Source organism: Streptomyces sp. HmicA12 (genome assembly GCF_000373565.1).
Lineage (GTDB): Bacteria > Actinomycetota > Actinomycetes > Streptomycetales > Streptomycetaceae > Streptomyces.
This window is the reverse complement of the sequence record NZ_KB891798.1, coordinates 207,896-226,288: the sequence shown is the minus strand read 5'-3', so window position 1 is coordinate 226,288 and position 18,393 is coordinate 207,896. Positions and strand designations below refer to the sequence as shown.

15 protein-coding genes are annotated in these 18,393 nt (G+C 71.0%); 9 read left to right on the top strand and 6 right to left on the bottom strand.

Translation table 11 applies throughout. The features are described 5' to 3' along the window. Window positions 1–12: 12 nt before the first annotated feature. Together B072_RS0104900 and B072_RS0104895 are read left to right on the top strand one after the other, a co-directional pair. Complete coding sequence (locus B072_RS0104900) at window positions 13–714, top strand: right-handed parallel beta-helix repeat-containing protein (protein ID WP_158689149.1); 702 nt, start codon at window positions 13–15, stop codon at window positions 712–714. A gap of 111 nt (window positions 715–825) precedes the next feature. Beyond that, window positions 826–2,643: a right-handed parallel beta-helix repeat-containing protein gene (locus B072_RS0104895; protein ID WP_026245457.1), complete on the top strand. Its 1,818-nt coding sequence runs from the start codon at window positions 826–828 to the stop codon at window positions 2,641–2,643. A 23-nt stretch (window positions 2,644–2,666) separates the two neighbouring features. Here the strand turns inward: B072_RS0104895 and B072_RS0104890 are convergent, their stop codons facing one another. The 5 genes from B072_RS0104890 to B072_RS0104870 all read right to left on the bottom strand — a co-directional run bounded on the left by B072_RS0104890 (window position 2,667) and on the right by B072_RS0104870 (window position 7,565). Continuing rightward, window positions 2,667–4,601 carry an alkyl/aryl-sulfatase gene (locus B072_RS0104890; protein WP_018528815.1) on the bottom strand — a complete coding sequence of 645 codons (1,935 nt, stop codon included), beginning with the start codon at window positions 4,599–4,601 and terminating at the stop codon, window positions 2,667–2,669. Window positions 4,602–4,715: 114 nt separating this feature from the next. Continuing rightward, entirely contained in the window at window positions 4,716–5,552 is an 837-nt protein-coding gene (locus B072_RS0104885) for an SDR family NAD(P)-dependent oxidoreductase (protein ID WP_018528814.1), read from the bottom strand. Then, the gene (locus B072_RS0104880; RefSeq protein ID WP_018528813.1) at window positions 5,549–5,920 is read right to left on the bottom strand and encodes a MaoC/PaaZ C-terminal domain-containing protein; all 372 of its coding nucleotides are present in this window, start codon (window positions 5,918–5,920) and stop codon (window positions 5,549–5,551) included. The genes B072_RS0104885 and B072_RS0104880 overlap by 4 nt, the downstream gene beginning before the upstream one ends. After that, on the bottom strand, window positions 5,917–6,375 hold the full coding sequence (locus B072_RS0104875) for a MaoC family dehydratase N-terminal domain-containing protein (RefSeq protein ID WP_018528812.1): 459 nt from the start codon (window positions 6,373–6,375) through the stop codon (window positions 5,917–5,919). Before B072_RS0104875 ends, B072_RS0104880 begins: the two co-directional genes overlap by 4 nt. Continuing rightward, window positions 6,375–7,565 (bottom strand): lipid-transfer protein, encoded by a 1,191-nt coding sequence (locus B072_RS0104870; protein ID WP_026245456.1) that lies wholly within the window; start codon window positions 7,563–7,565, stop codon window positions 6,375–6,377. The genes B072_RS0104875 and B072_RS0104870 overlap by 1 nt, the downstream gene beginning before the upstream one ends. Before the next feature lie 168 nt (window positions 7,566–7,733). Between B072_RS0104870 and B072_RS0104865 the strand changes: the two genes are divergently transcribed. The 3 genes from B072_RS0104865 to B072_RS0104855 are packed head-to-tail and all read left to right on the top strand — an operon-like array spanning window position 7,734 to window position 11,163. After that, entirely contained in the window at window positions 7,734–8,891 is a 1,158-nt protein-coding gene (locus tag B072_RS0104865) for an acyl-CoA dehydrogenase family protein (RefSeq protein ID WP_018528810.1), read from the top strand. Further along, window positions 8,888–10,117: a TetR/AcrR family transcriptional regulator gene (locus B072_RS42415; protein WP_018528809.1), complete on the top strand. Its 1,230-nt coding sequence runs from the start codon at window positions 8,888–8,890 to the stop codon at window positions 10,115–10,117. Before B072_RS0104865 ends, B072_RS42415 begins: the two co-directional genes overlap by 4 nt. Then, window positions 10,114–11,163, top strand: coding sequence for an MBL fold metallo-hydrolase (locus tag B072_RS0104855; protein ID WP_018528808.1), 1,050 nt, complete (start codon window positions 10,114–10,116; stop codon window positions 11,161–11,163). The genes B072_RS42415 and B072_RS0104855 overlap by 4 nt, the downstream gene beginning before the upstream one ends. Before the next feature lie 109 nt (window positions 11,164–11,272). Here B072_RS0104855 and B072_RS0104850 read toward each other — a convergent pair whose 3' ends face one another. After that, entirely contained in the window at window positions 11,273–12,820 is a 1,548-nt protein-coding gene (locus tag B072_RS0104850; RefSeq protein ID WP_018528807.1) for an acyl-CoA synthetase, read from the bottom strand. Between the two features lie 266 nt (window positions 12,821–13,086). On the opposite strand from B072_RS0104850, the gene B072_RS42410 reads away from it, so the two are divergent. The 4 genes from B072_RS42410 to B072_RS0104830 all read left to right on the top strand — a co-directional run bounded on the left by B072_RS42410 (window position 13,087) and on the right by B072_RS0104830 (window position 18,362). Further along, window positions 13,087–14,457 (top strand): MFS transporter, encoded by a 1,371-nt coding sequence (locus B072_RS42410; protein ID WP_018528806.1) that lies wholly within the window; start codon window positions 13,087–13,089, stop codon window positions 14,455–14,457. 43 nt (window positions 14,458–14,500) lie between these two features. Then, window positions 14,501–15,691, top strand: a complete 1,191-nt coding sequence (locus B072_RS42405) for a TetR/AcrR family transcriptional regulator (protein ID WP_018528805.1) — start codon at window positions 14,501–14,503, stop codon at window positions 15,689–15,691. A gap of 218 nt (window positions 15,692–15,909) precedes the next feature. Continuing rightward, on the top strand, window positions 15,910–16,845 hold the full coding sequence (locus tag B072_RS0104835; RefSeq protein WP_018528804.1) for an acyl-CoA thioesterase: 936 nt from the start codon (window positions 15,910–15,912) through the stop codon (window positions 16,843–16,845). Between the two features lie 29 nt (window positions 16,846–16,874). Beyond that, entirely contained in the window at window positions 16,875–18,362 is a 1,488-nt protein-coding gene (locus tag B072_RS0104830; RefSeq protein WP_018528803.1) for an aldehyde dehydrogenase, read from the top strand. The last annotated feature ends 31 nt before the right edge of the window (window positions 18,363–18,393 follow it).

Here is an 18,393-nt window from a genome sequence, read left to right as displayed (position 1 = left end):
GCGACGGTGACCGTGAACACCGTAGGGGCCATGCTGCGGCGCCTCAAGGTCGTCAACCCCAACGCTGTCCCGCGCCCCACCGGCATCCAACTCGCCGCCGCGGCGACGGGCGTGGTCATCGACCGCTTCACGATGGACGGCGGGGACCAGGCTTCGTCCTTCGGCATCAATCTGACGACCGGGTCCGCCCGGGTCGCGGATGCCGCGATCAGCGGTGTGGCGACCGGCGTCGGCGTCACCAGCACGTCGACCGCCGCCGGAGTCGCCGTGCAGGGCGGCTCGATCCAGGCATCCCTGACCGGTATCGGGCTCGGCGCGACCACCGCTCCCGCCGTCGCCGACGTCACCGTGAGCGGCCCCGGCAACGCGGGCACGGGCATCGACCTGGCGAACTCCAGTGGCGCCCAGGTCACTTCGTCGTCCGTGAGCGACTTCTCCCGCGGCATCGGGACCACCAATACGAGCACGGCGGCGGGACCGGACATCACCGACGCGGTCGTCACTCGCGTCGGCCGCGAAGGAATCTCCCTGGGCCCGACCGACGGGGCGCGCGTCACGACCCCGCAGATCACCGGTACCGACACCGCCACCTCGGCCGGGATCCAGCTGTACAGGGCCACCGCGGCCGTCCTCGACCGCGTCTCGCACTTCAGCTACGGCGTCGCCACCAACTTCGCCGACACCGGAGCCGGACCGAGGATCGTCAGTCCGTAGATCTCCGAGGTCTCGACCGGCGGCATCACCCTGGGATCGACGCAGGGCGCACGCATCACCAACCCCACGATCAGCGGTGACGGCAGCGCGTCCAGCAGCGGCATCGGCCTCGTGAACGCCGGGAAAGCGAGCGTCGCGGGCGGCACCATCACCGGATTCGACATCGGCATCTCCACGCAGAGCTCCATGGACGGCACCTCCCAGCGTGACGACTACTCGCTCACCGACCTGCGGATCACCGGTACCCCGACAGCCTCCACCGGCATCTCCCTGCTCGGCGCGCTGAACGCCACCATCTCCGACGTCCGCGCCGACGTGACCGGTGGCGGCGTCGTGCTGCACGACTCCAAGGACGTGGCCGTGCGGAGGCTGACCGTCACCGGCCACGACGGCCCCACGCCCACCTCGGGCGCCGCGATCCTCAAGGCGTACGAGACCCAGAACGTCTCCGTCGACACGTCCTCGATCCAGGCGGGGTCGTACGGCTTCTACTTCCGCGACACCGACGGCATGACGATCACCGACGCACAGGTCGCGAACATCTCGGAGTACGGCATCCACGGCCGCAGCGTCACGAACCTCGATGTGGGCGCGTCGCGCTTCGCCGACATGGGGGCCGTCGGCATGCTGAGCGCCCTGGACGCGGCCACCGGCGTGAGCGAGGACATCGACATCCACGACACCGTCATGACCGGGAACGGCGGCGGCCTGCGCCTGAACTCCGGTACGCGCGACGTCCGCTTCACGAAGAACGCGGTCTCCGGGCAGCCGTCCACGGTCCTCGCCGCACCCGCTCACGACGTCACCGTCGCGGACAACACCGTCACCCAGACCGGAGCCGAGGGGCAGGCCGCCGTCATGGTCACCCCGCTCTACGAGGACGCGGCCCGCGCGGGCTCGTACTCCTCGTCCGGGATCACGGTGCGCGACAACACCTTCCGCGGCGAGGGCACCTTCCTCCAGGCCGGCTCCGCCGACCCGTCGGCGCCCGACGCGCAACGCCGCACCCTGCGCGACGCCGTCCTGGTCACCGGCGACGACGCCCCGGCCGCCCGCTCCCGTGCCCGTGCCGCGGCCGACCCCGTCGCGGTGGACACCCGCGACTACGACGACCCCAACGACTGGGGATCGGCCTGTCGGGCGACCGGCTATCTGGACGACGGCCTGGTCTACGACGGCGGGGGCGCGTCGGTCCGTGAGCTGTCCTCGGCGCGGGCCCTCCACCCGACCGACTGCATCGAACTCTCCCTCACGGAAGACCTCGAAACCGGGCCCGACGCCACCTTGCACACCGGTGACCTCGTCACCTGGACCCTGACGCCGCGCAACAGCGGTCTGCGACCGGCACCCGCGGGCTGGAGCGTCACCCAGCTCCTGCCGGACGGCGTCGAACTCGTCTCCCTCACCGGCAAGGGCTACACCTTCGACGGCCTCACAGCCACCGCCACCGACGCCCTGGCCACCGACGCCGAAGGCGCGGCGCTCAAAGTCACCGTGCGCATCACCGCCGAAGCGGACACGGACGTCACGATGAAGAACGTCGCCTACCTGGCCCCGCTGGCCTCCGGGGACTCCACCGACCTCGACGGTGACGGTTACGCGGACGTCGTCAAGGAGTACCGCAGCCCCCTGGTCGTCCCGACGCTCGCCACCGACACCGGCGAGTCCGCGACCGACAACGACACCCAGGCGCGGTGGACGGTCACCCCCGACGGCACGCCGCCGAACCCGAACCCGACCCCCACTCCCACTCCCACGGCCTCAAGTACTCCGGTCCCCGTTTCTGTTCCTGCGGGTCACGGCCCCGGCTCCGGGTCCCTGGCGGACACGGGGTTCGACCGGTACACACAAACGCTGACCGCCGCCGCACTCCTGTTTCTCGCCGCCGGCGCCACGGTGTGGCGGATCGTGAGACGCCGACACGCCTGATCGGCCTTGTCGGGGACGGTGGGTCACTCCAGGAACCTCCCGGCATCCGGGGCGGCGTGCGGCCCGAGCAGGTCGAACACCGGATGGAAGCGGTCGAGCAGTTCGACCAGGTCATGAAACGCCGTCACATCGCCCTTGGCCTCGATCCGTCCGTCGGCCAGCGCCTCGTCGAAAGCCGCCGGGCGCAAGAGGGCGTCGATCAGCGTGGGCCTGTCGAGGACCAGGGTGAGGTCGGGGTCGGTGCTCGGGCGGTGCCAGTGGTTGAGGACGCCTCGGGCGACCTTCAGGGAGTACGGGGTCGAGGCGTCGCGTACGTCGAGGTCGATGGTGAGGTCCGCTTCGGCGGCCCGGGGGCCGTTCAGACGGACGGCGACGAAATCGAGGAGGCGGTCCACGCTCAGTGCGGCGATCGTCCCCTTGCCGCCGGAGCTGAAGGGGCGGCGCCGGGGTGGGCCCTGGCGCAGTTCCTGGGCGGCGGTGAGGAAGATGTTGCGCCACTGCGGACCCTCGGCCTGGTAACCGAGCTGCTCGTAGGCGTCGGCCTGGACCTCACGGGCCTGCGTGTGGCCGGGGTCCGCATACACGGCGCGTCCCGCGAGCTCGACCGCCCACCGGTACTCCCCCGCCTCGACCGCGTCACGGGCCAGGGCGACGACCCGGTCGGCGCCCCCGATCGCCTCGACGTAGCGGCGGCCCAACTCCCCGTCGGGAAGCGGGAACAGGTGCATCGGATTGCCGTCGTAGAAGCCGAGCTCCTTGGCAAAGACGGCGCGCGTGTTGTGGTGGACGGTGCCGTGGTAGCCGCGGTTCCACCAGGCCCGGCCGAGCGCGGCGGGCAGTTCGACGGTCTCGGCGATCTCGATCGGGGTCAGCCCGTGATTGGCCAGACGCAAGGTCTGGTCGTGGAGGTACTTGTATGTGTCGCGCTGCGAGGCGAGGAACTCTATGACGTTCTCGTTGCCCCACACGGGCCAGGTGTGCGGGCCGAAGTGGACCTCGGCGTCGGCGCCCCACAGTTCGATCGCCTCGTCGAGGTAACGGGCGAAGTTGGCGGCGTCCCGGGTGCGGGCGCCGCGCAGGGTCTGGATGTTGTGCAGGGTGTGGTTGGCGTTCTCGGCGCAGCTGAGGGCCTTGAGTTCGGGGATGTGGAGATGCATCTCCTCGGGGGCCTCGGTGTCCGGCGCCATCTGGAACCGGAACGTGAGGCCCGCGAGAACGCGCTCCTCGCCGGTGGCCCTGATCAGGTCGGTCGGCGGAATGTAGCCGCTGCGTCCGCCGCCTCCGCGAATGCCGATGCCGTCACTGATGAATCCCTGTGTGCCCGGGGGCAGGAGGGTGCCGAACGCGTGGGCGGCGCGGCGGGACATGACGTTGCCGCAGATGACGTTCTCGCCGATGGCGTATCGGTCGAAGTCGCCCGGCGCGATGATCGTGACCTTGCCCGCGGCCACGTCCTCGGGAGTGGTGACGCCGAGGACGCCGCCATAGTGGTCCAGGTGCGGGTGGGTGTAGATCACCGCGACCACCGGGAGACGCTGCGGGCGGTGGGCGTAGTACAGCTCCATCGCGGCCCGGGTGCATTCGGTGGTGGTGCCGGCGTCCACGATGACGAGCCCGCCGTCGCCCTCGACGAGGGTGACGTTGGCGATGTCGTGGTTGCGGACCTGGTAGACGCGGTCGCAGACCTGGAACAGTCCGGCGTGCTTGATGATGCGGGACTGACGCCACAGGCTCGGGTTGACGGTGTCCGGGGCCGGGCCGTCGACGTAGTCGAAGACCGTGCTGTCGAAGACGACCTCGCCGCGGGCGTCGCGGATCACCCCGCCGTCCGGGAGCGGGGCGATCAGGCCGCGGCTCATGTCGGCGAAGTCGCGTTCGTCGTCGAAGGCCAGGTGGTCGAGAACGGCGGCGTTGGCCGCCTTCGTGAACTGGCTTGCGGGCTTGCGGGCGGCGGTCATGAGCGGCCTCTCGTCACGATCCGGGGCGGGCGGGACATTCGGGGGAACGAGTACGCGGGTGACGGGGCCGCCGTCGGGGGAATCGGCAGCCCCGTCACGTCTTTCGCCTGGCCTCTAGTAGCCGCCGCCGCAGGTGATGACCTGACCGCTGACGTAGTTGGACTCGGGCAGGCAGAACATGTAGACGGCGCCGGCCGCCTCCTCGGGGGTGCCCGCGCGGCCGAGCGGGATGCCCCGCTCCAGCTGGGCGAGCAGGTCGGGGTTGACGCCCACGGGCAGCTTGCGGCCCTGGATGTCGATGCTGGCCTCGCCGCCGGCCGGGGCCTCGGTGAGGCGGGTGCGGATCAGGCCGTACGCGACCGCGTTCACGTTGACGTTGTAGCGGCCCCACTCCTTGGCGAGGGTCTTGGTCAGGCCGACGATGGCCGCCTTGGCTGAGGAGTAGTTGGCCTGGCCGACGTTGCCCTTCAGGCCCGCGCCCGAGGAGATGTTGACGACCTTGCGGTGCACGGAATCGCCGCGCGCCTTCTCGGCCTTCGCCATCCGCGAGATGTGCGGCTGGGCGGCGCGCAGGATGCGGAACGGCGCCTTGAGGTGCACGTCGAGGATGGCGTCCCACTGCTCGTCGGACATCTTCTGGATGACCGAGTCCCAGGTGTAGCCGGCGTTGTTGACAATGATGTCGAGTCCGCCGAAGGTCTCGATCGCGGTGTTCACGAACCGTTCGGCGAAGTCGTCGTCGGTGACGCTGCCGGCGCAGGCGACGGCTTCGCCGCCGGCCGCCTTGATGTCGGCGACGGTCTGCTCGGCGGGCTCGGGGTCGAGGTCGTTGACGACGACGCGCGCGCCCTCCGCGGCGAGCTTCAGGGCGATCTCGCGGCCGATGCCTCGGCCGGATCCCGAGACGATGGCGGTCTTGCCCGCCAGTTTGGTGCTGGTGTTGCTGCTCATGCCGCGAGTTCTCCTTCGATGACGGCGGTGCCGCGCAGGGTGACCGTGCCGTCCGCGAGTTCCATGGTCAGGTCGAGGTGGGTGAGCCCGTCCTCGACCTTGGTGACCAGGGCCGTGGCGGTCGGCTCTGCGTACAGGGGGGTGATGGACGTGAAGCGGACGCTGTACGAACGGATGCGTTCCTGCGGCACGTTGGCGGTCAGCAGGCGCCCGAGGTAGGCCATGGACAGCATGCCGTGGGCGAACACGTCGTCCATACCGGCCGACTTGGCCACGTCGAGGTCGATGTGCATCGGGTTGTGGTCACCGGACGCGCCCGCGTACAGGGCCAGAGTGGTACGGGTGATCTTGGGCAGCTGGTGCTTCACTTGGCGGCCTCCGGGTTGCGCACGACGAGGCTGTTGTGGAGTTCGGCGACGAGCTCGCCGGCCCGGGTGACCTCGGTGGAGCGGACGACGAACTCCAGGGCGCCGCCCTTCTTGCTGTACACATCGGTGATCTTCGTGCGGAAGGTCAGCCGGTCCCCGGCGTGCGCGGTCGCGTGGTACGTGAAGCCCTGCTCGCCGTGGAGGACGTGGCGGATGTCGATGCCGAGGAGCTCGACGAGGCTCGGGTGGCCCGCGGGGCGTTCCATCTCCAGGCAGAAGAAGAACGTGGGCGGCACCGGCAGATCACGGTGTCCGGCGGCCTTGGCGGCGTCCACGTCCGCGTAGACGGGGTCGCTCTCGCCGATCGCCTTGGCGAAGAAGCGCAGGCGACCACGCTCCACGTCGGCGGTGAACTCCGGGAGTTCGGTGCCGATGACTTGGGGGTCGATGGGCATCAGGAGACCTTTTCGTAGAGCGTGACGACGCAGGCGCCGCCGAGTCCGAGGTTGTGCTGGAGGGCGAGGTTGACGCCCTCGACCTGCCGGGCGTCGGCCTGGCCGCGCAACTGCCAGACCAGTTCGGCGCATTGGGCGAGTCCGGTGGCGCCCAGGGGGTGGCCCTTGGACATGAGGCCGCCGGACGGGTTGACGACGACCCTGCCGCCGTAGGTGTTGTCGCCGTCGAGGACGAACGTCTCGGCGGTGCCCTCGGGGGTGAGGCCGAGCGACTCGTACGTGAGGAGTTCGTTGCTGGTGAAGCAGTCGTGCAACTCGACGACCTTGATGTCCTCGGGGCCGACTCCGGACTCCTCGTACACCTGGCGGGCGGCTGCCTGCGTCATGTCGTAGCCGACGACGCGCATCATGTCGCCCGAGTCGAAGGTCGAGGCGTAGTCGGTGGTCAGCGCCTGCGCCTTGATGCGGACCTGGGTGTTCAGGCCGTGGCGGCGCGCGAAGTCCTCGCTGACGACGATCGCGGCGGCGGCGCCGCAGGTGGGCGGGCAGCACATGAGCCGGGTCAGCGGTCCGTACTGGTGCGGCGAGCCGAGGACCTGCTCCTCGGTGATCGGATCACGGAAGACGGCGTACGGGTTGTGGGCCGCGTGTCGGCGCGACTTGACGGCGATCTTCGCGAAGACCTCGTTGGTGATGCCGTACTTGTCCATGTACGCCTGGCCACCGCCGCCGAACAGCTGCGCGGCGGTGGGCGCGCCGTCGGCCCAGCCCTGGATGTCCCGTGTCACCTTCAGGCTGCGGGCCATGGCGGGCGGCCGGTCCTGCAGTTTGTCGCCGCCGAGGGCGCCACGCTGCATCTGCTCGAAACCGAGGGCGAGCACGCACTCCGCGGCGCCGCTCGCGACGGCCTGGCGGGCGAGCCACAGGGCGGAGGAGCCGCTGGCGCAGTTGTTGTTGACGTTGACGACGGGGATGCCGGTCTGCCCGAGCCCGTAGACGGCGGCCTGGCCGCTGGTCGAGTCGCCGAAGACGTAGCCGACGTACGCCTGCTGGATCTGCTCGTAGCCGATCCCGGCGTCCTGGAGCGCGGCGCGGGCGGCGCGCTCGCCCATCACGTCGTACGGGTCGCTCTGGCCCGGCTTGCTGAACGGGATCATGCCGACCCCGGCCACATGCACTGTGGCACTCATGTGATGCCTCCCAAAGGCGATGGTTCGTCGATGGCGGGGACAACCTCCGGCCGATCCGACGCGTCATTTACTTTCAGCATCACAGGCCAAGATGTCAATGCTTCACAGAGGGGTAGTCGCAGACGTACGGTTTACATATCTGCTTCTGCGAGTACCTGTGAGGTATCCATGCGCCGCACCGTGTTCACCGAGGACCACGAAGCGTTCCGCGAGACCGTCCGTGACTTCATCGCCAAGGAGGTGACGCCCGAGTTCCCGGAGTGGGAGAAGGCGGGGCGGGCGCCGCGCGACTTCTACCGCAAGCTCGGCGAGCTGGGCGTCTTCGGCATCTCCGTCCCGGCCGAGTACGGCGGCGCCGGCGAGACGAGCATCAAGTACGAGGCCGTGATCTCGGAGGAGACGGCCCGCGCGGCCGTCACCTTCGGCGGCTCCGGAGTCCACGTCGGCCTCTGCCTCGGCTACCTGATGCGGTACGCCACCGAGGAGCAGAAGCACCGGTGGATGCCGGACTTCATCAGCGGCGAGACGATGTACGCCATCGCGATGACCGAGCCGGGCACCGGTTCCGACCTCGCCGGGATGAGCACGCGCGCCGAGCTGTCGGCGGACGGCACCCACTACGTCCTCAACGGCGCCAAGACCTTCATCACCGGCGGCGTCCAGGCCGACCGGGTCATCGTCGTGTGCCGCACCTCCCCCGCTCCCGCCGAGAACCGGCGCCTCGGCCTGTCGCTCCTCGTCGTCGACGCGCACGCCGAGGGCTACGCCGTGGGCCGCAAGCTCGACAAGATCGGCATGCGTACGTCCGACACGGCGGAGCTTTCCTTCAGCGACGTGAAGGTGCCGGTCGGGGACCTGCTCGGAGAGGAGGGCAAGGCCTTCTCCTACCTCTCGGAGAACCTCGTCAAGGAGCGCCTCGTCATCGGCATCGGCGCCGCCGCGTCGGCGACGGCCGCCATCCGCTTCGCCGTGGACTACGTCAAGGAACGCCAGGTGTTCGGCAAGCCGGTCGCCTCGTTCCAGAACACGAAGTTCGTGCTCGCCGAGTGCGCGGCCGAGGTGGAGGCGCTCCAGGCGATGGTGGACAAGGCCATGGACCTGTACGACGGGGGTGACCTGACGCCGGCCGACGCCTCGAAGCTGAAGGTCTTCGGCACCGAGACGGCGGGCCGTGTCATCGACAAGTGCCTTCAACTGCACGGCGGTTACGGCTACATGCTGGAGTACCCGATCGCCCGCCTGTACGCGGACACCCGTGTCTCGCGCATCTACGGCGGCACGAACGAGGTCCAGAAGACCGTGATCGCCAAGTCGCTCGGCCTGTGAGCCCGGCCGGGACCGCTCGCGTCGCCGGGGAGCGGTCCCGGCCGCGCGACCGCAAGGCGCGAATCCTCGCCGTGGCGGTGGAACTCTTCCACCGCCACGGATACGCGGCCACGGGCATGGAGGACATCGCCGCGGCCGTGGGCGTCACCGCGGGAGCCCTGTACCGGCACTTCCCCGGCAAACGGGAGCTGCTCGGACGGGCCCTGGTGCACGGGCTCCAGGAACTGCTCGCCGAGCTCGACGAGGCAGCCGATCTGGATCAACTCCTGCACATCGCCGCTCACTTCACGCTGGACCGGCGGGGCTCGACCGTGCTGTGGCAGCGTGCGGCGCGGCACCTGTCCGACGTGGACCGGGGCGAGGTGGAGCGCGGACACGCTCAGGCGGCCCGCACGGTGACGACCGCGCTGCGCGCCGCGGCGGGTGAACACGCCTCCGGACGCGATCTCGATCTCGTCGCCTGGTCGTGCCTCGCCGTTCTGGCGAGCCCTTCGTTCCACCACACCACGCTCGCCCGGCCGCGCTTCGACGAACTGCTGGTCAGCGCCGCGGCCTCGGTGTGCCGCACCGATATCCGGCGCCCGCGCCCCGGGCAGGGCCCGCCCGTCCCGGCGGCCGGGCTGCTGCCGAGCACCCGGCACGAGGCCCTGCTCGCCGCGGCACTTCCCCTCTTCAGCGCGCACGGGTTCGACGGGGTCGGCCTGGCGGACGTCGCCCGTGCCGTCGGCCTGTCGCGCGCCGCCGTCTACGCGCACTACGACAGCAAGGCCGAACTGCTGATGGCTGTCCTGCGGCGCGAGTCGGAGGCCGCCTGGTACGCGCTGAACCGGTCCCTAGCCGAGAGCACGAACGCCGCGGACGCGCTGGAACGCGTCCTGCGCGCGTACGCCGTCTCGGCCACCACATCCCGAGGGCTGGTCGGGCTCCTGGTGAGCGAGGTGCCCCGACTCCCGGACGAACAGCGGGAGTCGGCCCACCGTGCCCAGGTCCTGTACGTCGCCGAATGGGTCGCGCTCCTCCGCGCGTGCCGACCGGAACTGGACGAGTGCGCGGCCCGCGTGGCCGTCCATGCCGCACTCACCCTCGTCAACGTGATGTCCCGCCGCCCCGAGGTCCGCCGTCACGCGCAGCCCGCGGACGTCCTGACGGACCTGGGCCTCGCCGTGCTGCACGGGACCGGCACCGGCATGGGCACCACGACCATCACCGGGAGTACACCGTCATGACGATCGAGATCACCGGCCACGCGCAGTGGCAGGCCTGGCAGTCGGGCACGTTCCCGCCGGTGGAGAAGGTTGCCGAGGGGGTCTGGTCGATCCCGCTGCCGCTGCCCGCGAACCCGCTGCGGTACGTGCTCGTGTACGCACTGGAGTGCCGGGGCGGAGTGGTCCTCGTCGACGCGGGCTGGGACGACGAACCCTCGTGGCAGGCGCTCGGCTCCGGCCTCGCGACCGCAGGTTACGGCGTCCAGGACGTGCGCGCCGTCCTGGTGACGCATCAGCATCCCGACCACCTCGGGCTCGCCGCACGCATCCGTGAGGCGTCCGGCGCCTGGGTGGCGCTGCACCGCCTCGACGCCCGCCCGGCCGGCGCTCCGAGGACAGCGGAGGAGCACGGGCTGCTGCTGCACGCCCAGTTGGTCGAGCACGGCGCACCGGTGGACGAGGCCGACCGGATCCTCGCGGCGCTCGACATGTCGTGGCTCGAACGAGAACCCCGGCCGGACGTACTCCTGGAGGACGGCGAGATCATCCGCCTGCCCGGCCGCGAACTCACCACGATCTGGACTCCGGGCCACAGCCCCGGGCACTCCTGCTTCTACGACCGGACCCGCGAGGCCCTGTTCTCCGGGGACCATGTGCTGCCACGGATCACGCCGCAGGTCGCCGTCCACGCGACGACCACGGACGATCCGCTGGGCCGGTTCCTCGTCTCGCTGGAGCGGCTGGAGGGGCTCCCCGTCGATGAGGTGCTGCCCGCGCACGAGTACCGCTTCCGCGGCCTTGACCGGCGGCTTCGGGTGATGGCCCGTCATCATACGGACCGCTTGGCCGAGTTGTCCGCCCTGCTGTCGGCCGCACCTGGCACGACGGCGTGGGATCTGGCGCGTACGGTGACGTGGTCCCGGCCGTGGGACAGCTTCACTCCGGTGAGCCGGCGCTTCGCGCTCGGGGAGACCCTTGCTCATCTGCGGCTGCTCGAAGCGCGGCGCGAGGCGCGGCCCGTTCGGAGACCGGAGGAGCCCGTGCGCTGGTTCGACGTACTGGCGTGACCTCCCTGGCACACCACGAAGGCCCGGCCGATCCGGCCGGGCCTTCGTTCGTGCACGCGCCATCACTCGTGCACGCGCGTTCATGCGTGCACAGGGGACCGCGGGCCCCTTAGGACACCGAGCGCTCCACATCCTCCCAGTACGGCTTGCGCAGGTCGCGCTTGAGGATCTTCCCGGCGGGCGACAGCGGCAGGGCGTCGCAGAAGTCGACGGTGCGCGGCGCCTTGTACCCCGCGATGAACTCCTTGCAGTGAGACCGCAGTTCGGCCGCGGAGACCTCGGCACCCGGCTGCGTCACGACGACCGCGTGCACCCGCTCGCCCCACTCGGGATCCGGTACGCCGATGACCGCACAGCTCGCCACGGCCGGATGCTGGGCGAGGGCGTTCTCGACCTCGGCCGAGAACACGTTCTCACCGCCCGTCACGATCATGTCCTTGATGCGGTCGACGATGAAGACGTACCCCTCGTCGTTCATGTAGCCGGCGTCGCCGGTGTGCATCCAGCCACCGCGCAGCGTGCGCGCGGTCTCCTCGGGCTTTTTCCAGTAGCCGAGCATGATGCCGCCACTGCGGACCACGATCTCGCCCACCGTGCCCCGGGCCACTTCCTTGTCGTCGGGGTCCACGATCCTGACCTCGGTGCCGGCCACGGCGCGCCCCGCGGACCGCAGCAGCTCGGGCCGTGCGTGGTCGTCCGGTCCCAAGTGGGTTGCCACCGGCGACAGTTCGGTCATGCCGTACCCCTGGGCGAACCGGGCCCGGGGGAAGCGCGCCATCGCCCGGCGCAACAGCGCCTCCGCGATCGGTGAGGCGCCGTAGCCCATCCACTCCACGCTGTCGAGGTCGTGGTCACCGGCGGCGGGGTGGTCGACCAGCATCTGGATCATCGCGGGAACGAGCAGCATCGAGGTGGGCCGCAGGTCCTGGATCGCCGTCAGCACCGCCGTCGGCTCGAAGGCGGGCAGGAAGATGTGCGAGCCGCCCATCACGTTCTGGTTGTTCCACACGGCGAGCCCGGCGAGGTGGAAGAGCGGGGCACAGTGCAGGGTGCGCCCGCGAGGCGCCACCGTCCGAGTGGTGGCGAGTCCGCAGTACGACGACGTGAGCATGCTCGCGTGGCTGAGCATGACGCCCTTGGGGAAGCCCGTGGTGCCGCCGGTGTAGAAGATCCCGGCGAGCCGGTCGCCGCCCACCCGCTCGTCCTCCAGCGGCTCGTGCTCCGCGATCAGATCCTCGTAGGGAAGGAGTCCGCACGGGGTCGGCGCGTCGCCGCAGTGCACGACGGTGCGGATCCCGTCCCACAGGGCGCGCAGTTCGTCGACGAGCGGCGCGAACGTGTCGTCGACGACGAGCACGCGGGTGTCCGACTCCTGGAGCGAGTACGCGATCTCCTTGGGGCTCCAGCGTGTGTTGACCGGGTTGACGGCGCCGCCCGCCCACCACGTCGCGCAGAGCGTCTCGTGGTAGCGGTCCGAGTTCAGTGCGAGCACGCCGACCCGGGCCTCGTCGGCGATCCCGAGCACCCGCAGTGCTCCGGCGAGTCGCGCGATCCGGTCCACGCTCTCGCGGTGGGTCCGGGTGCGCTCGCCGCAGAGGGTGGCGAGCGCGTCAGGGGTGTGCTGCACGGCTCGGTGCAGGCTCTGTGTGAGATACACGGCGACGCTCCTGGAAGGTGTGAAAGGAGGGGCTCGGCGGCGCGGCCGGATCCGACCGGGCGCAGCGAGAAGACCGCGGGACCGACACCGGAAGGTGCTTCAACCGCTGGATTCACCATTTACTTTCGGTGCGACAGAGCAGCCGAGTCAAGGTACACGACGCGACTTACCAGTACTCGCACTTCACATACAGGTGTTCGCGACCATTGACACCGCGCCCATGACCACCTCAGAGTGACCCGCATCACCCACACCGAGGAGCCGTCATGGCCGACCGTGGTTCCCCCCTGCCCACATCCGCGTCCGCACCCGCCGCGTCGTCCCCGCAGGCGCCGGGGGCCGACGCGCCGCCCTCGCGCAGGGCGTGGCTCATCGCGTTCCTGCTGTTCGCGTTCATGGTCATCAACTTCGCCGACAAGGCGGTGCTCGGACTCGCCGCGAAACCGCTCACGAAGGAACTCGGCCTGTCCTCCTCCGAGTACGGGCTGATCGCCGGCGCCTTCTTCCTGTTGTTCAACGTGTCCGCCGTGGCCGGCGGGTTCATCGCCGACCGGGTGTCCGGCAGATGGTTCCTGCTGGTGATGGCCGTCGCCTGGTCGCTCGCCCAGCTGCCCGTCGCGGCGGCGGCGGGATTCGGCGTCCTGCTGGCCGGCAGGCTCGTTCTCGGCGCGACGGAGGGCCCGGCCGTTCCTGTGGCCACGCACACGCTGTACCAGTGGTTTCCGGCGGGTGCCCGCACGCGTCCGACCGCGCTGCTGACGGCCGGGGCGCCGCTCGGTGTCGTCGCGGCCGCGCCGCTGCTCGGCGCGCTGATCTCGGCACACGGGTGGCGGTCCGCGTTCCTCGCGGTCGCGGCGGTCGGGGCGGTGTGGGCGGTCCTGTGGTTCGTGCTCGGGCGGGACCGCGGAAGACCCGCCCTCGACGCCCCGGGCCCGAAGCCCGCCGCCGAGGCCCCTTCGAGTCCTCGGGTCGGCTATCGGCAGGTCCTCACGAGCCGTACGTTCCTCGCCAACACGGGCGTGGCGTTCGCGGGTTACTGGAGCGCCGGGCTGTTGCTGTCCTTCGTCCCTTCGTACCTCGAGGACGTGCTCGGGCGGGACGCCGCCGAGGCCGGCCGCCTCGTCGCGCTGCCGTGGGCACTGTCGGCGCTCTCCCTGCTCGTCCCCGCCTTCCTGGTGCCCTGGATGCTCCGCCGCGGCGTCTCCGGGCGCATAGCGAACAGCGGCCTGTCGGCCGTGACCTCGGCGCTGTCGGGGCTCTGCCTGATCGGCCTGGCGTACGGACCCGCCGGGAGTGCCCGGATCGTGTTCCTCGCGGTCGGGTTCAGCGTCGCCACGGTCGTGTTCCCGCTGGCCCTGACGTCGTTCGGGACGCTGGCGCCCGCCCGGCTGCGCGGCGGCGCGATCGGGGTCTACACCGGGGTGTACTCCGTCGCGGGCGTCGTCTCACCGGTGGTCGCCGGGCGGCTGCTGGACGTCGGCGGACACGACGCGCACGGCTACGCCACAGTGTTCCTGCTCGCCGCCGTCCTCCAGCTCGGCGGAGCCGCCGCCGTGGGCTGCTTCTCCCATCCGGAACGCGATGCCCTGCGCCTGGCCGCCACCTTCCGGCAGGACGCACCCCCGCCGGGCCGTTGACCGGCGGCGTCGCCCAGCGCCGCCCGCGCCTAGGATGGGCCGGATGACGACCAAGACCGCCCGTCCGGCGCGACGCCCCCGCGACCGCAAGGCGCAGATCCTGGCCGCCGCCATGGAGTGCTTCCGGCGTTCCGGCTATCAGGCCACGGGCATGGAGGACATCGCGGCGGCCGTGGGCATCACCGCCGGAGCCCTGTACCGGCATTTCCGGAGCAAGCAGGAACTGCTCAACCGGGCGTTGCTCGACAGCGCGGAACAGGTCCAGGCCGTCGCACAGAACGCGGACGGCCTCGACGCCGCCCTCGCCGACCTGTCGTCGTTCACGCTCGACCACCGGGCCTACGCGAGCGTGTGGGACCGCGAGACGCGCAACCTCGCCCCGGACGACCGCGCGAAGGCGACCGGAAGCCACGCCGCCATCGCCGAGACACTCGCTTCGGCGCTCGGCACGGAACGCCCCGAACTCGCCGCGGACGACGCCCTGTTGCTGGCATGGGCGGCGGTCACCACCATCGCGGGCGCCTCGTACCACCATGTCGAACTGCCCCGGCCCGGGTTCGAGGAACTGCTGGCCGCCACGGCCCGCGCCGCCTGCGACACCGCGCTGCCGGACGCCCCCGCCGACGCTACGGCCGCGGCCGGCCTGCCCGCGCCGGGCTCCGGACTCAGGCCCGTCTCCCGCCGCGAGGCACTGATCTCCACGGCGATTCCGCTCTTCGCCGCCCGTGGCTACCTGGCCGTCAGCATGGAGGACCTCGGAGCCGCGGCGGGCGTTTCGCGGCCGGCCGTGTACACACACTTCAGCGGCAAGGCGGACCTCCTGGCGGCAGCGCTGCACCGCGAATCGGAGGCCAAGTGGGCAGGTCTGGCACGGGACTTGCGCCGCAGCACCGACGCTTCCGAAGCCCTCGACCGGCTCCTCGACTCCTACGCGCGCGCTTCCGTGGCCAACAGAGGGGCGGCCGGTCTCGTCCTGGTCGGCGACATCGCGCACCTGTCAGAGGCGGATCAGGAAGCCCTGCACCGGTCGCAGGTCGACTACGTCTCCGAGTGGGTGGCCCTGCTCACGACGGCGCGGCCGGAGCTCGGTGCGTCCGAGGCGCGAGTGGTCGTACAGAGCGCCTTCACCATGCTGAACATCCTGCCGCGGCTGACGCTGCTGGAGCGTTTCACCGATCCCGTGACACGGCTGGCGTCCATCGCCCGCTCCGTCCTGGGTGTCGCCTCTCCCTGACCGACCCCTCCCCGTAACCCGGCCGCGGCAGCTCTTGCCGCGGCCGGTTTCGTTTGCCCGAAAGGTTCCACCCCACTCACCTCGCCAATACTGGCCATTTACTTAGCGGACACTGTCGCGACTTGTAAGGCATTTACAGGGCGCCACTAAGAGACGTACGGTTCACATCATCGACATCGGGCCGACTCGTGCCTCCTCAGCCCAACCCGGAGCCCCTCGTGCACCCACGCCCTCTCATCGACGGAAGCGGCGCGCCGGACGGCGCATCAACCGCCGTCGGCAAGCAGAACCTGATCGACTTCCTCAGCCTGGAGCGCGTCGAGCGCGACCTCTTCCGCGGCTGGTGCCACGACGGCGCCCGGCTGCGTGCGTTCGGCGGTCAAGTCGCGGCGCAGGCTCTCACCGCCGCCGGGCACACCGTCGACAGCAGCCTCGCGGTGCACTCCCTGCACGGCTACTTCCTGCGCGCCGGCGACACCCGGCGGCCCATCGTCTACCAGGTCGAGCGGCTGCGCGACGGACGCGCCTACGTCTCGCGGCGGGTCACGGCCGTCCAGCGCGGCGAACCGATCTTCACGCTCTCCGCCTCGTTCAAGCTGCCCGAGGAGTCCGGCCCCGGCGAGGCCCGGCACGTGACGATGCCGAGGGCGATGCCGCCGGAGGACCTGCCGGACGCGTTCGCCCCGGCGGCGGGTGCCGCCATCGGCGTGCCGGAGGACCACGAGGTCCGCGAGTTCCACCGTGCCCTGTCGGTCCGGCTGGTGCCGCCGTCGCGCCCGGCCCCCGACGGCGGCACCGAGCAATGGCTCTGGGTCAAGGCCGCCCACCCGCTCCCCGACGATCCGATGCTGCACGCCTGCGGACTCGCGTACGCCTCGGACCTGCTGCTCGCACCGTCCGCCGCGCTGCACCGCGAACCGCCGCGGATGCTGCGCCAGGAGCCCGACACCGTCTTCCTGACGTCACTCGACCACGCCATCTGGTTCCACCGGCCCTTCCGCGCCGACGAGTGGCTGCTCGTGGTCCAGCGAAGCCCCACGGCCGGCGACGGCCGCGGCCTCGCCCACGGCGACTTCTGGACCCGGGACGGACGCCTGGTGGCGTCCGTCGTCCAGGAGACCGTGCTGCGCACGGCGCGCCCGCGAACCGACTGAGCCTCTCCCTTCACCTCCAGGAGCCCTTCATGTCCGCCCCGACTTCCCCCGCCCAACTCGTCTCGCACCGGGACCTGTTCATCGGCGGTCAGTGGACCGAACCGTCCGGCACCGACGTCATCGAGGTCGTCTCGCCGGTGACCGAGCAGGTCGTCGGCCGCGTACCGCACGCCTCCCCCGCCGACATGGACCGGGCCGTGGCCGCCGCCCGCCGGGCCTTCGACGAAGGACCGTGGCCGCGCCTCCCGCTCGCCGACCGCATCGAGACCGTCACCCGCATCCGCGACGGGCTCGCCGCGCGCCGCGAGGAGATCGCCCGCCTGGTCACCCTTCAGAACGGATCTCCCCTCACCTGGTCACGAGCCGGTCAGGCGATGTCCGCGGTGGCCGCGTTCAGCGCGACGCTCGCCTCGGCGGCCGACCTGAACCTGGAGGAGGAACGGCAGGGGCTCGGCGGGCCCGTCCTCGTGCGGCGTGAGCCCGTCGGCGTCGTCGCGGCGATCACGCCGTGGAACGTCCCGCAGCTGACCCTCGCGGCCAAGCTCGCGCCGGGGCTGATCGCGGGCTGCACCTTCGTGATCAAGCCGTCGCCGGAGACACCGCTGGACGCGTACCTGCTCGCGGAGATCTGCGCGGAGGCCGGGCTGCCGGCCGGAGTCGTGAACGTCGTCCCCGCCGGGCGGGAGTCGGGCGCCCATCTGGTCGCCCACCCCGGCATCGACAAGGTCGCCTTCACCGGGTCGGTCGCCGCGGGGAAGACCATCATGGCCTCGGCCGCCGAGAACCTCACCCGTGTCTCGCTCGAACTCGGCGGCAAGTCGGCCGCGCTGATCCTCGACGACGCGGACCTCGCGGCGGCCGTCCCCGCCCTCGTCGGCGGCACCTGCGCCGCCAACAGCGGCCAGGCCTGCGTGGCGCTCACCCGCGTCCTCGTGCCCGCGTCGCGCTACGACGAGGTGGCCACGGCCCTGTCCGCCGCCCTCGCCGACCTGAAGGTCGGCGACCCGGCCGACGAACGGACCCTCGTAGGACCGATGGTGACGTGGCGTCAGCGGCAGCGCGTGCTCGACTACATCCGCATCGGTCGCGACGAGGGAGCCACCGTGCTCACGGGCGGCAGCGTGCCCGAGGAGCTGGACACCGGCTGGTTCGTCCAGCCGACCCTGTTCGGTGATGTCACCAACGACATGCGCATCGCCCGCGAGGAGATCTTCGGCCCGGTCGTCTGCCTGATCCGTTACGAGGACGAGGACGAGGCCGTCCGGATCGCCAACGACTCGACGTTCGGGCTCTCCGGCGCGGTGTTCACCGCCGACGTGGAGCGCGGTACGCGCATCGCCCGCCGCATCCGCACCGGCACGCTCACCGTCAACGGCTTCCGCCTCGACCTCGCCGCCCCGTTCGGCGGCTTCAAGCAGTCCGGCATCGGCCGCGAGTTCGGCGCCGAGGGGCTCGCGGGCTACTTCGAGTACCAGTCGGTGGCGCTGCCCAAGGCTCCGGCCACCGCCGCCCACTGACTCGACACCTTCTCCACTTCTCAACTTCTGA

Bases quoted from the DNA above. Each gene is read 5' to 3' on its own strand.
- B072_RS0104890 (WP_018528815.1), bottom strand. From the start codon at position 4,601: ATGACCGCCGCCCGCAAGCCCGCAAGCCAGTTCACGAAGGCGGCCAAC.
- B072_RS0104885 (WP_018528814.1), bottom strand. From the start codon at position 5,552: ATGAGCAGCAACACCAGCACCAAACTGGCGGGCAAGACCGCCATCGTC.
- B072_RS0104875 (WP_018528812.1), bottom strand. From the start codon at position 6,375: ATGCCCATCGACCCCCAAGTCATCGGCACCGAACTCCCGGAGTTCACC.
- B072_RS0104870 (WP_026245456.1), bottom strand. From the start codon at position 7,565: ATGAGTGCCACAGTGCATGTGGCCGGGGTCGGCATGATCCCGTTCAGC.
- B072_RS0104865 (WP_018528810.1), top strand. From the start codon at position 7,734: ATGCGCCGCACCGTGTTCACCGAGGACCACGAAGCGTTCCGCGAGACC.
- B072_RS0104855 (WP_018528808.1), top strand. From the start codon at position 10,114: ATGACGATCGAGATCACCGGCCACGCGCAGTGGCAGGCCTGGCAGTCG.
- B072_RS42410 (WP_018528806.1), top strand. From the start codon at position 13,087: ATGGCCGACCGTGGTTCCCCCCTGCCCACATCCGCGTCCGCACCCGCC.
- B072_RS42405 (WP_018528805.1), top strand. From the start codon at position 14,501: ATGACGACCAAGACCGCCCGTCCGGCGCGACGCCCCCGCGACCGCAAG.
- B072_RS0104830 (WP_018528803.1), top strand. From the start codon at position 16,875: ATGTCCGCCCCGACTTCCCCCGCCCAACTCGTCTCGCACCGGGACCTG.